This is a genomic window from Vibrio sp. 10N.261.54.E10 (genome assembly GCF_002877735.2).
GTDB classification, from domain to species: Bacteria; Pseudomonadota; Gammaproteobacteria; order Enterobacterales; family Vibrionaceae; genus Vibrio; species Vibrio crassostreae_C.
Genome location: NZ_MCXE02000002.1, coordinates 817489 through 830483, shown reverse-complemented (window position 1 = coordinate 830483; position 12995 = coordinate 817489). Strand labels below are relative to the sequence as shown.

General features: G+C 45.1%; 9 protein-coding genes. 6 read left to right on the top strand and 3 right to left on the bottom strand.

Features of this window, described 5'->3' with window-relative positions; all coding sequences use genetic code 11:
* Positions 1 to 284: 284 nt before the first annotated feature.
* From BCU07_RS14850 to putP, 4 genes are all read left to right on the top strand, one after another.
* Positions 285 to 1109: an AraC family transcriptional regulator gene (locus tag BCU07_RS14850; protein WP_017065150.1), complete on the top strand. Its 825-nt coding sequence runs from the start codon at positions 285 to 287 to the stop codon at positions 1107 to 1109.
* Between the two features lie 181 nt (positions 1110 to 1290).
* Positions 1291 to 4428: a bifunctional proline dehydrogenase/L-glutamate gamma-semialdehyde dehydrogenase PutA gene (gene putA / locus BCU07_RS14845; protein ID WP_017065151.1), complete on the top strand. Its 3138-nt coding sequence runs from the start codon at positions 1291 to 1293 to the stop codon at positions 4426 to 4428.
* An 11-nt stretch (positions 4429 to 4439) separates the two neighbouring features.
* The gene (locus BCU07_RS14840; protein WP_017065152.1) at positions 4440 to 5144 is read left to right on the top strand and encodes a 1-pyrroline-5-carboxylate dehydrogenase; all 705 of its coding nucleotides are present in this window, start codon (positions 4440 to 4442) and stop codon (positions 5142 to 5144) included.
* A 183-nt stretch (positions 5145 to 5327) separates the two neighbouring features.
* On the top strand, positions 5328 to 6818 hold the full coding sequence (gene putP / locus BCU07_RS14835) for a sodium/proline symporter PutP (protein ID WP_029235685.1): 1491 nt from the start codon (positions 5328 to 5330) through the stop codon (positions 6816 to 6818).
* Between the two features lie 637 nt (positions 6819 to 7455).
* Here the strand turns inward: putP and BCU07_RS14830 are convergent.
* A complete protein-coding gene (locus tag BCU07_RS14830; RefSeq protein WP_017071239.1) occupies positions 7456 to 7626 on the bottom strand; it encodes a hypothetical protein in 171 nt (56 codons plus the stop codon).
* 278 nt (positions 7627 to 7904) lie between these two features.
* Here BCU07_RS14830 and BCU07_RS14825 point away from each other — a divergent pair, with 278 nt between their 5' ends.
* Positions 7905 to 8393: an Lrp/AsnC family transcriptional regulator gene (locus tag BCU07_RS14825; protein ID WP_004732526.1), complete on the top strand. Its 489-nt coding sequence runs from the start codon at positions 7905 to 7907 to the stop codon at positions 8391 to 8393.
* Between the two features lie 108 nt (positions 8394 to 8501).
* On the opposite strand, the gene BCU07_RS14820 is transcribed toward BCU07_RS14825, so the two are convergent.
* Both BCU07_RS14820 and BCU07_RS14815 read right to left on the bottom strand, forming a co-directional pair.
* On the bottom strand, positions 8502 to 9206 hold the full coding sequence (locus tag BCU07_RS14820) for a hypothetical protein (RefSeq protein ID WP_017065155.1): 705 nt from the start codon (positions 9204 to 9206) through the stop codon (positions 8502 to 8504).
* Positions 9207 to 9492: 286 nt separating this feature from the next.
* Positions 9493 to 11343: an ABC transporter ATP-binding protein gene (locus BCU07_RS14815; protein WP_102393785.1), complete on the bottom strand. Its 1851-nt coding sequence runs from the start codon at positions 11341 to 11343 to the stop codon at positions 9493 to 9495.
* Positions 11344 to 11929: 586 nt separating this feature from the next.
* On the opposite strand from BCU07_RS14815, the gene BCU07_RS14810 reads away from it, so the two are divergent.
* A complete protein-coding gene (locus BCU07_RS14810) occupies positions 11930 to 12904 on the top strand; it encodes an arginine deiminase-related protein (RefSeq protein WP_102428090.1) in 975 nt (324 codons plus the stop codon).
* Positions 12905 to 12995 lie beyond the last annotated feature (91 nt).

Genomic DNA, 12995 nt, shown 5'->3' with positions numbered 1-12995 from the left:
GAAAATTTATTCATTATGTTGGCGTGAAAAAGCATTTATTGACCACATGGTTTTTCGTGCTTGTGTGATTGCTTGTGAAGTCCCTAAACTCGCCGGAACGATTGGTTTTACAATGCCCGTAGTTTGTACACTCTTGATCATCCTTCCGGAGGCATGATCAAGATGATCGCGATAATGATCTTTTCATTCTCGCGAGCAAATAACTCTCATGAGCATTTACAAATTCATCTTATGCGCATTTAGGAGTATTATTCTTACTATGTTGACCCGAGTATTTTTCTGTCATGTCTAAACCTTTACCCTTTCCTAACCTAGACCTTTCTCCGCTAGGCCTTACTGGCCCTCGTCCTGCTGAGATCATCACTTTGCCATCGCATATGGATTGCCACGATCACCATTATTCTCAGGTGGTGATTGGTTTAAAAGGTCAGGCGGAATTTGAAGTGAGTGGTAAGGGGAATCTTGTTGGCCCAGGACAAGGTTGTGTGGTGACAGCGAGCTCTGATCATGCTTTCGGCGGAGTGGTTGGTCAGTCGGATATTCTCGTGCTCAACATGCCTATGCCAACCGATGATGACCCTCTGATGCTAGAGAAGATTAACCAGTTAGAATCATCGAACGTCTACTTCCAATTAGATGCGCAAATTCAAAAGCTTATCCATATGTTGGTGCAAGAGATGCAGGCCAGTCCTGATGATCTGTTATTAAGCCGTGCGTGCAATGATACGGTGATTGCATTGATGCAAAGGCACATCTCGGCATTTGAAACCTCAATCAAAGATTCACGCTTTGATCTTGAAGCGTTGGATCGCTACATAGAACAGCATTTAGCAAACAAGATCTCTGTCGCGCAGCTTGCGGGTAGTGTGTTCTTGGGTGAAAGCCAGTTCCATATGTTATTCAAAGAGCAAATGGGCATTACCCCTCACCAGTACGTTCTTGGCAAGCGCATCGACCGTTCTCGTCGTTTAATTGAACAAGGTAATCTAAGCCTTGGTCAGGTCGCTGAACTGGCTGGTTTCTCCGGTCAATCTTCCTTTACTCACACCTTTTCACGCCTTCAAGGCATGTCACCATCCCAATACAAAAAGAAAATTTCTGTTAAATAGTGAAACAAAACGGCATATTATTTTAAAGTTTCATATGTGACCTTGTGTTTGTTTTGTTAATAAAGCGAGTTTTTAGCAAAAAACTCGGAGTTTTTGACAAGTAATCCTTATATACTCTAAATACACTGCAGCCATTGTAGAGATCCCGAACTCTTTTCGGGTGTGAGATTAAGGAAAACGCATGTTTACAGCTACTGATGTGTTAAAGCCAGAATTCAATGAGCAGTCGCTTGCTGATCTTTGGACGCTTATCTCACCATTATATATGGTGGATGAAACCCAATGGCTAGAGCAACTTCTGCCGCTAGCTACCCCTTCTGAGTCTGAAAAGCAGCAAATTACAGACAAAACGACGTCGTTGATTGAGTCTATCCGTGCGGATAAAACATCTATTCAGATGATCGACGCCTTGTTGCTTGAATACAGCTTAGATACTCAAGAGGGCATCTTGCTAATGTGTCTGGCGGAAGCCTTGATGCGTATTCCTGATTCGGCAACCGCTGATGCGTTGATTCGCGACAAACTTAGCGTTGCGGATTGGAAATCTCACCTGAAGAATTCTGACTCGGTTTTTGTTAACGCATCAACTTGGGGCCTAATGCTAACAGGCAAGGTGGTTGGACTTTCATCTAAAGAGCAGAGTGCAGGTCAAGCGGTTAACCGTTTAGTGAACAAGCTTTCTGAGCCGGTGATTCGTAAAGCGATGCACCAAGCGATGAAGGTGATGGGTCACCAATTCGTTCTTGGTCGCAGCATTGCTGAAGCGCAGAAGAACGGTAAGTCTATGCGTGACAAAGGTTTTACCTACTCATACGACATGCTAGGTGAAGCGGCACTGACCACTGCTGACGCAAACAAATACTTCAAAGATTACCTAATGGCGATTGAAGCCGTAGGTCGAGACACATACGTCTCTTCAAAATCTAGCCCAGCACCGTCTGTTTCTATCAAGCTTTCTGCGCTTCACCCACGTTATGAAGTGGCGAATGAAGACCGCGTACTGACTGAGCTATGCGACACGCTAGAGCAGTTACTGCGCCGTGCGATTGAGCTTGATGTTGCGATCACGATTGATGCAGAAGAAGCGGATCGCCTAGAGCTTTCGCTTAAGTTATTCGAAAAACTGTATCGCAGCGAGCTAGTGAAAGGCTGGGGCAAGTTTGGTCTGGTTATTCAAGCGTATTCAAAGCGTGCGTTACCGGTTCTAGTTTGGCTAAACCGCCTAGCAAAAGAGCAGGGTGACTTAATCCCACTTCGCCTAGTTAAAGGTGCTTACTGGGATAGTGAGATCAAATGGTCACAACAAGCTGGTTTCGATAACTACCCTGTTTACACTCGCAAAGAAGCGACTGATGTAGCCTACCTAGCGTGTGCGCGTTATCTATTGAGCCCAAGTGTTCGTGGCAATATCTTCCCGCAGTTTGCTAGCCACAATGCTCATACGGTTTCCGCTATTGCAGTGATGACAGACCATAAAGACTTTGAATTCCAACGCTTACACGGCATGGGTGATTCACTTTACAACCATGCAATGGAAGCTTACCAACAGTCGGTACGTATTTACGCGCCAGTTGGTAGCCATAAAGATCTACTGCCATACCTAGTACGTCGTCTGTTAGAGAATGGTGCAAACAGCTCGTTTGTACACCGTTTGGTTGATGCTCGTTGCCCTGTAGCAGAGCTAACACAGCATCCAGTCGACATGCTTTTGGCATTCGATACGTTGAACAACACTAAGATTCCTCTGCCGCCAGCGGTATTCCCTGAGCGTAAGAACTCATACGGTGTGAACATTGATATCGAGAGCGAAGCGCATCAGTTTGAAGAGCAAGTAAAAGGCTTTTTGAACAATCAATGGACTGCTGGACCTGTGATCAACGGCGAATCTCTTGCCGAAAGCATGATCAAGGCTGATCAGAATGTTGAACAAGTAACAGCACCTTACGATCGTCGTATTAGCGTGGGTCAGGTGGCTTTTGCAAACCTTGATCATGTTTCCGCAGCGATCACTGGTGCAGACGCCGCATTTGCTGATTGGAATGCGACATCGGTTGAAACCAAAGCCGCTGCGCTTGAGAAGTTGGCGGATCTGATGGAAGAAAACCTGGCTGAGCTGGTGGCAATTTGTCATCAAGAAGCGGGTAAGACAATTCACGACAGCATTGATGAAGTGCGTGAAGCGGTCGACTTCTGTCGTTACTACGCAAAACAAGCGAACAACCTACAAGGTTTTGAGCTAAAAGGCTTTGATGGTCTAACTCGAATCGCTTCGCGACAAGGTCGTGGTGTATTCGTTTGTATCAGCCCTTGGAACTTCCCATTGGCGATCTTCCTTGGCCAAATTACAGCTGCACTAGTGGCGGGTAACACGGTTGTGGCGAAACCTGCAGAGCAAACAAGCTTAATTGCAGCTCGCGCAGTGGAATTGATGAATGAAGCGGGTTTCCCTGCTGGCACGATTCAGTTACTACCGGGTCGTGGCGCTGAGATCGGCAGTGCGCTAACCAGTCATGATGCGATTGCGGGCGTTGCCTTTACGGGGTCAACACCAACAGCACAACGTATCAACGTGTCATTGGCGAGTCGTAACGCTAAGCCTGTTCCGTTTATCGCGGAAACCGGTGGTCAGAATGCGATGATCGTCGACAGTACCGCACTGCCTGAACAGGTAGTCCGTGATGTTATTCGTTCGGCATTCGCTTCTGCAGGTCAACGTTGTTCTGCGCTACGTGTGCTTTACATTCAAGAAGACATTGCAGATCGCGTGATTGGACTAATTCACGGTGCGATGGATGAGCTAAGCGTTGGTATTCCACATCTTCATAAAACGGATGTGGGCCCAGTTATCGACCAAAACGCGAAGCAGAAGTTGATGACGCACCTAGAAAATATGACTAAGACCCAGAAGAAAGTGGCTCAACTTTCTCTAGGAGCGGATTGTGAACATGGTGACTTTGTTCCACCAAGTGCATTTGAAATCGATGACATCAGCTGTTTGAAAGAAGAGCAGTTTGGTCCTGTACTGCATATCGTTCGCTTCAAAGCGAGTGAGTTGACACAAGTAGTAGACCAAATTAACCAAACCGGTTTTGGTCTAACTATGGGTATCCACAGCCGTAACGAAACAACTTACCGTTGGATCGAGAAACACATTCGTGTGGGTAACTGCTACATCAACCGTGACCAAGTGGGCGCTGTTGTTGGTGTTCAACCATTCGGCGGTCAAGGTTTGTCGGGTACTGGCCCTAAAGCGGGTGGTCCTCACTACCTATACCGCTTTACTGATGTTCATTTTTCTCAATCACAAGACAAGGCATAAGGAGCAGTATCATGGTTCATCAAGTGACAGGTTTTTCTGATGCTTTGTTAGCGTGGGAACAATGGAATCTTACCGACTTTGATCATAAGAGTGCTCAGGTACTTGCATTCAAATCAGAGATCGAAAGCCAATCTACGTCTTTGGCGGCAGTGGCAACTTATCACCTAGAGCAAGCCTCTGCGCTGCTTTCTGAGCAGCACCTAATGGCTGGCCCGACTGGTGAAACAAACGAGCTGTATGCTGCAGGACGTGGTGTGGCTTTGGTGATTGTTGATGATTGCCAAGACAAAGAGCCAGCACTGCAAACAGCAACCGCGATGATTACCGCAGCACTATTAGCGGGTAACAGCGTGCAATTGTGCAGTGATGACGTGCAATTCAACACCTTGATCGCTGATGCAGCGAAACAAGCGAATTTACCGACGAACTTGGTGCAGGTTGCTTCGTACGACGCGGCTCAACAGCTGCTGTCTTGCGATGTACGTAGCGCAGGTTACGTAGGTAACTCACAAACGGCTCAAGCTATCAATTTACAACTTGCTAAGCGTGACGGTGCCATCGTCAGTTTAGTAGCTGAAACGGATCTGACAGCAATGCATGTTGCTCACGATCCACACTTATCGCTGCGTTTCATTACCGAGCGTACGCGAACTATAAATATAACAGCCGTGGGCGGTAACGCGACCTTGCTCGAACTTGGAAGCGAAGCTCACTAACCTTCAGTAACATTGGCTCTAAGCACTTTTGTTTTCTCCATTGTTGGTTTCACCATCTTTGGATTTAACTCATAGTGCCTTGGAGCCTCAATACCTAACTCAATGCACTCGCTTGCCTTTACGGTGAGTGTCTTGCATTGAATTAGGTATGGAAGGCTTTTTACAAATGAGGACTATCAAATGATAGAAAACAGTTTTGCAATAACGACGACGTTCATTGCGTATCTAATTATGATGCTGGCAATCGGTGTTATTGCTTACAAACGTACTTCTAGCTCGACAGACTACTTCCTAGGTGGTCGTTCGCTAGGCCCATGGCCTGCTGCACTTTCTGCTGGTGCATCAGACATGAGTGGTTGGCTACTACTTGGTCTACCGGGTTACGCTTATGCTGCTGGTTTTGAAGCATTCTGGCTTGCTGGTGGCCTGCTAGTTGGTACTTGGGCGAACTGGTTAATCAGTGCTAAGCGTCTGCGTACTTACAGCATTACAACAGAGTCACTGACGCTACCTGAGTTCCTATCTCGTCGTTTCAATGATAATTCTAAGCTGATCCAAACAATTTCTGCTTTCTTTATCCTTTTATTCTTCCTTTTCTACACAAGTTCTGGCTTGGTAGCAGGTGGTAAATTGTTTGAAACAGTATTCGGCCTAGATTACACAACAGCGGTAATCATCGGTACAGTATGTGTGGTTTCTTACACGCTATTTGGTGGTTTCCTTGCGGTATCTTGGACGGATTTGGTTCAAGGTCTGCTGATGTCTGCTGCGCTATTGATTGTACCAATCGCAGCGATGAACGGTGGTCTTGGTCAGCTATCGACTGATCTTCACAACATCAACCCAGAGCTTCTCACGCTATGGAATGATGTGAAAGGTGAGCCACTTTCTGCTATCGCGATCATCTCGCTAGCGGCATGGGGTCTAGGTTACTTCGGTCAGCCACACATCCTTGCTCGTTTCAAAGCAACACGTAGCAACAAAGACCTAACAACAGCGCGTCGTATCGCGGTGGTATGGTCTGCTCTGTCTATGGTTGGTGCAATGCTAGTAGGTCTTGTTGGTCTAATCTACGTGACGAACTCGGGCGCACCTAAGCTAGACGATGGCGAGAAGATCTTCATGCTTCTTGTGAACGCGATGTTCCACCCAGTAATCGCAGGTATCTTACTTGCTGCAATCCTAGCGGCAATCATGAGTACTGCGGATTCACAGCTACTTGTATCTTCATCTGCACTAGCAGAAGATCTGTATAAGCAAGTACTTAAGAAAGATGCGACGTCTGAAGAGATTGTTCGTGTAGGCCGCTTCGCGGTTATCCTAATCTCTTTGATTGCACTTGTGCTAGCGATGACGCCAGACAGTTCAGTACTTGGCCTTGTGTCTTACGCATGGGCTGGTTTTGGTGCTGCATTCGGCCCAGCTATTGTATTGAGCCTGTACTGGTCTCGTATGAACCGTAACGGCGCTCTCGCGGGTATCGTGGTTGGTGGTGTGACTATCGTACTTTGGAAACAGTTCACGGGCGGTTGGTTCGATGTGTACGAAATCGTACCGGGAATCATCCTATCGACTCTTTCTATCGTTATCGTGAGTCTAATTACGGGCGAGCCTGAAGACGAAGTTAAGAAGCAACACGCTGAGTTCGAGAAGAACCTCGTTGAGCTAGACTAATTTACATTGTAAAAATACCAATGAATTAGCAAAAGACATGAACAATAGAGTCACTTCGGTGGCTCTATTTTTTTATGTGAGTACGACCTTTGTCTTATTTCAAATTAAGTTTATTCGAGGTTTTCTGATATTGAAATGGGGGTTTACAATGTAAATCGAAAGCGAAGGATCTTGAGCGAGAAATGAAAGGTCTGTCTTGTTGGTGGCGTGTGATGTCAAAAAATAAAACAGAAAATGGCTATTTTTTGAACTTGGCGCTCACTTTTGTGATTAGCTCGGTGAATTGTTGAACTGAATTAGACATGATGTGTCAATTGTCAGTAACCACTAAAGACCTATAGGACAAAGGTATGCCTGATCTCTATTGCAAAGGATGTAAAAAAACAACACTACATAAGTCTATAATGAAACGTTGTGAATCAGAGCCCGAGACAGCTTCTGGCCGTATGATGCAATGGACGTCAAAACTATTTAGTGGAAACCTGTACTACGATATGGAAACTCAGCACTTCTGCCGCACGTGCAATTGTCGTTGCGAAACTGGAAGTGCTGTTCCCCAAGTTGGCCTAGCCTAACTCATAGTAAGTGCTTACTAACTTGATTCAAAAAACCTCCGTGCTAGGAGGTTTTTGTGTTTCTAAGCAGCCTTGAGTGCAAGCTCAGCTTCAATGGCATTGCCATCAATTTTTACTTCCCATCCGTAGTTTGAGTATTCACTTGCTAGTGCTTGAGCAACATCTTTTGATACCGTTACGTGTGTCCATGAACCAATACCGTAAGGTTTATATGCGAGTTCTTGCGTTTTCATAATAGAGTCATCCTTTCTCTTTGATAATACTATTATTCACTTTGGCCTATATCCTTTCTTTCGTTTCCGGCTCAACTTATTTGTTAATCGGGTCATTTCTATAATAATTTGTTAATAACCAGAGTTTGATTTATAAGGGTTCTTATCTATTTGTATGTGTTTATATCTGGCGTGAATATCATCCGTGCATTTAGTTTTTAAATGTGTGAGCGAGGTTTTCTTCGATTGCACTTGGTATGGAATATACTGAGCGGAATTTAGAATGTTTAAGGAATGTTATGTCTCAGCATCAGCTCGATCGTATCGATAAAGAGATACTAAGAATTCTGCATATGAAAGGGCGTTTACCTGTTGTTGAACTGGCAAAACAGGTCAACCTTACGACGTCACCTTGCTCTGATAGACTCAAGCGATTGGAGAAAGAGGGCTACATCACGGGCTATCATGCTGAGCTTTGTTCAGAAAAGCTGGGACTCGATGTTCAAGTCTTTATCCATATCCGTCTCGATCAGACTAGCTTTTCGATCTTCGACAAATTTGCCCAAGCCGTGGAAATGATGCCTGAGGTGGAAGAGTGCTACTCACTGTCGGGTGACTTTGACACCATGATCAAGGTTCGAGTGAAAGACATGAAGGCGTACCAAGCGTTTATGGCAACGAAGTTGGGCACCTTGCCTGGTGTGATTCAGACACGTAGTGAAGTGGTGATTGAAGAGCATAAAAAGGGCTTCGGCGTGAACCCTGAGTTGTTGGCAACTCTAAAATAGTGGCCTAATTTCGCTTACCAACGTGATTTAGATATAAAAAATGGAAGCAATAAGCTTCCATTTTTTGTTGAGCGTCAGATAAAGAGCAACCCGATAAACTTGTTCGCCTTAAAGCGTAATGGCCGCAGAGATTAAGCCAATCACACCACCGAATACACCGCCCCAAACCACAAGCCAACCAAGGTGTTTCTTGATCATGGTCTGAACCATCTCTTTAACCAGCTTAGGTGTTAGTTCATTCAAGCGCTGATCGATGATCGCCTCAATGTTTTCTTTGATTTCATCCATCATCGCAGGCGATTCTAGCTCGTCTTTGATGGCATTTTTTACAGAATCACTCTTGCTGATTTCAATCACAGATTCTTGCATCTTCTCAACAAACGGCGCTTTCATTGGCTCTAGTGCTTCTGTGCCACCAAACATTGCCAACATACCGCCAAACTGAGAGTTCTCGATAACATGCACCAGTGAGTCGAATGCAGGGTTAAAGTCGATCTTCTGAATCACAGGTTCTAGATTGAGCGACTTTCCTGTCATCTCGCTGCTTAGGAAGCGGTCGATGTTACTTTCTGTAAAGAATTGCTCCATCATCAGTTGCTTGATGGCTGCCTTGAACTCTTCAAAGCGCGCTGGAATCACTCCAGAACCGTATAGGCCGGGTACTTTCTCGAACAACATGTGAATCGCAAGCCAGTTGGTGATGGCACCAGAAAAGGCGAATAGGCCTGCATAAAGCAAGTATTGGTTTGCTGTCGCATAGCCGCCAGCAAGCAGCGCTAACGCGATAACGTTAGTTAAGACACTTTTGTTCATGGTTGATCTCTAGAAAGAATATTGCGCGCATTTTAAGAAAAAAACGCCAAGAAAAAAACAAAAGGATCGATGAAGTTTATTGGACAGGTAGCAAAGAGCGCCAAATAGCAGGCATAAAAAAGGCTAGCCTCCCCCCGAAGTCTAGCCTTATTCCAGAACGCGCAAGCGAGGCGTCTTTGGTGTTAATGTCATTATATAATTACGACATAACATTCTGCCATGTGTAATTTACCGCTAATAAACAAATTGCTGTGAATCACATCGCACTTTTAAAATAGCACAAAAATTAAGCGTTTGTAGCTTGCTCAAGGTCATCGGCAATGAAGCCACCGGTTTGGTGATTCCATAGCTGCGCATAAATACCATTCTGGTTAATCAGCTCTTGGTGCGTGCCTTCTTCTACGATATTGCCGGCATCAAGCACGATCAGGCGATCCATCGCTGCAATGGTCGACAGGCGGTGTGCAATCGCAATAACCGTTTTGCCTTCCATTAGCTCAATTAAGCTCTCTTGGATGGCCGCTTCTACCTCAGAATCGAGTGCAGAAGTTGCTTCATCGAGAACCAATAGTGGTGCATTTTTCAAAAGAACACGTGAGATAGCGACACGTTGACGCTGACCACCAGAAAGCTTAACGCCACGTTCACCTACTTGAGCATCGTAACCAATGTTGCCAAACGGGTCGGTTAGCGTTTCGATAAACTCATGCGCGTGTGCTTGTTTAGTTGCCGCGTATACTTCTTCGTCTGATGCCTCTGGTCGACCGTAAAGAATGTTGTCTTTGATCGAACGGTGCAGCAGTGAGGTATCTTGGGTCACCATACCTATGTTGCTACGCAGAGAATCTTGAGTAACGCTCGAGATCTCTTGGTCATCAATCAGGATGCGACCACTTTCTACATCGTGGAAACGCAGTAGTAAGTTAACTAGGGTCGATTTACCTGCACCTGAACGGCCAACCAAACCCACTTTTTCACCCGGTTTGATGTTGAGGTTTAGGTTGTTGATCACCCCCTTATTCTCACCGTAGTTAAAGCTTACATTGTCGAAGTTGATACCGCCTTGTGGAACCTCCAGAGGCTTCGCGTCTTTCTTGTCTTCAATAGCAATAGGCTTAGACAGAGTTTTAATGCCGTCAATCACGGTACCAAGGTTCTCAAACAGACCACCAATTTCCCACATGATCCATTTCGACATGCCGTTAATACGCAGAGCCAAGCTGACCGCAATCGCGATTGCACCCACGGTGATTGCGCTATCTAGCCATAGGTAGATAGAGATACCCGCAATGCTGAACACCAATAGATAGTTAGCGAATTCCACGCAGATGTTGAAGCCGGTTACCAAGCGCATTTGGCGGTGCACAGTATCTAGGAAGCCTTCCATGCCTTCTTCGGCGTATTCGGTTTCTCTTTTACTGTGTGAGAACAATTTCACCGTCGCGATGTTGGTGTAACTATCGACAATACGACCTGTCATTAACGATCGCGCATCCGCTTGCTCTGAAGACACGTCTTTTAGCTTTGGCACGAAGTGCAGTTGAATACCGATGTAAACGAATAGCCAAATCAGCATCGGAGCCATCAAGCGCCAATCTGATTCAGCAAGCATGAACAGCATCGCCGTGAAGTAAACCGTCACGTAGACAAACACATCGACCATCTTGGTCACAGTTTCGCGCACTGCAAGCGAGGTTTGCATCACTTTGGTCGCGACACGTCCGGCGAAGTCATCTTGATAGAAGGACAGGCTTTGCTTTAAAAGGTAGCGGTGTGCTAACCAACGAATCGACATTGGGTAGTTGCCCAGCAAAGTTTGGTGAAGCAATAGCGAGTAAACACTGATCAAGATTGGCATCACAACCAACAGCAGAATACCGAGCCCCATCAATGTCGATTCGTTGTCTGCTAAGAAAGTGTCTGGGTTGCTTGTTGATAGCCAGTCGACCAATTGCCCCATGTAACCGAACAGCGCGACTTCGATGATCGCGATGGTCATGCTCATCAACCCGAGCAAAATCAATGGTTTTTCGAAACCTCGAGTGTAATGGCGGCAGAATGCCAGTATGCCAGTAGGAGGTTGTATCGGCTCTCCCTTTGGAAAGGCTTCAGTAAAGCCTTCAAATTTCTTGTACATAGATTTCCCTTTATAAACTAGTGCATCTATAAGCGACTGCATCGTTGGTGCAGCTTTGTTTTTATGGTCTTGATTCGAAATTTAACTGCCTTAGTTTGAAATTATATAAGCGCCCATGGGTTCTTATCAGCATTAAGTCATTCGATGGATTTTGTTCTAGCGCCTATTTAGGCACTTGGCTTTAAAACACTAAAACTTTGTCTAAGCGATACAGGAAAGGTCCAAAGAGTGTCTTTCATGACGCTTATTTTAGATTGAATCAGACAGGAAAAGTTAAGCTTATTTCAAACGTAATTGATTGTTATGCAACGGTGATAATCCTAACGTTAAATGGATTGAATTGTAATCAAAACTCGTGATGGGCGAGAAAATGGAATCAGAATATTTATCCATAAAGTGACTTAACGAATATGCATACAGTTGGTTCTTTCTGATGTGCTGTTATCTTGCAGTAAAAATTACCGAATAAACTGACTTTTGCAGGAATTGTTTGGGATAAATATTCAAATCATTATTCTTTTCAGTGAATCTTGTCGTAACAAGTTGTTTACAATTCTGAGGTAAATAAAAGATAGGGACGGTTGAGATGTTAAACCTACACAAAAAATCACTTCACATTACTAATGTTCAAAACGCCAATTGCGTTGTTATGGTGCCGCCAAAAGAATTTAAATTTAATGAAGAAACGGCACAAGATAATGAGTTTCAGCACAGAGTAAACCTGACCGAAGCCGAGGTAAAATTAGAAACCATGGCTGAGTTTAAGGCGATGGTCGCTTCGTTGCGTAAAGAAGGTGTGCAAGTTGTAGAGTTTGATTACCCAGAATTGGGCGTTGAAACTCCGGATGCTGTTTTCCCAAACAACTGGTTCAGTACCTGTAGTGATGGAAGCTTATTCACGTTCCCTATGGCGTGTGAAAACCGTCAGAATGAAGTTAAGCCAAATGCTCTTATTGAAGCGTTAGAAGCGTCGGGTCGCATTGTTAACCATAGCGAGTCTCTAGAGTCTTACATCGCGCAAGGTTCTTATCTAGAGAGCACGGGCGTGATGGTTATCGACCATATCAACAAGACCATCTACGCTGCGCTTTCTCAGCGTTGTGACCGCGAAGTGTTAGAAGATTATGCGAAGCGCATTGGTTATTCTCGCGTGGTCTCGTTCCAAACGGCATTACCGTCTGGCCAACCGATTTACCATACCAATGTGATGATGGCGATTGGCGATAACTTCTGCGTGATCTGTCATGAAGTGATTCCTGAGTTTGAACGCCGCTTTGTGGTGAAGTCGCTTGCTAAAGATAAGCAGGTTATCTCTATCTCAATTGATCAGATGAACCGTTTCTGTGGCAACATCCTGCAGCTTGAAACCGTGAATGGCGACAAGGTGATCGCGATGTCTCAATCGGCTTACGATGCGTTTTCTCCAGCCCAGTTAGCTCAGCTTTCGACGCATGGAAAACTGCTGCCATTTAACGTGAAAACGATTGAAGACATTGGCGGTGGTTCGGTGCGATGCATGTTGGGTGAGGTGTTCCTACCAACACGAGTTAATCGCTTGTAACAAGTATAGAAAGTATAACAAGCACTCACTTTCAGTAATGAATCTTTGAATACCACTCTTATCGCAGAGTGGTATTTTTGTTTTTGTCTTT

Bases quoted from the DNA above. Each gene is read 5' to 3' on its own strand.
- BCU07_RS14810 (WP_102428090.1), top strand. From the start codon at position 11,930: ATGTTAAACCTACACAAAAAATCACTTCACATTACTAATGTTCAAAAC.
- BCU07_RS14840 (WP_017065152.1), top strand. From the start codon at position 4,440: ATGGTTCATCAAGTGACAGGTTTTTCTGATGCTTTGTTAGCGTGGGAA.
- BCU07_RS14820 (WP_017065155.1), bottom strand. From the start codon at position 9,206: ATGAACAAAAGTGTCTTAACTAACGTTATCGCGTTAGCGCTGCTTGCT.
- putA (WP_017065151.1), top strand. From the start codon at position 1,291: ATGTTTACAGCTACTGATGTGTTAAAGCCAGAATTCAATGAGCAGTCG.
- BCU07_RS14830 (WP_017071239.1), bottom strand. From the start codon at position 7,626: ATGAAAACGCAAGAACTCGCATATAAACCTTACGGTATTGGTTCATGG.
- BCU07_RS14850 (WP_017065150.1), top strand. From the start codon at position 285: ATGTCTAAACCTTTACCCTTTCCTAACCTAGACCTTTCTCCGCTAGGC.
- BCU07_RS14825 (WP_004732526.1), top strand. From the start codon at position 7,905: ATGTCTCAGCATCAGCTCGATCGTATCGATAAAGAGATACTAAGAATT.
- BCU07_RS14815 (WP_102393785.1), bottom strand. From the start codon at position 11,343: ATGTACAAGAAATTTGAAGGCTTTACTGAAGCCTTTCCAAAGGGAGAG.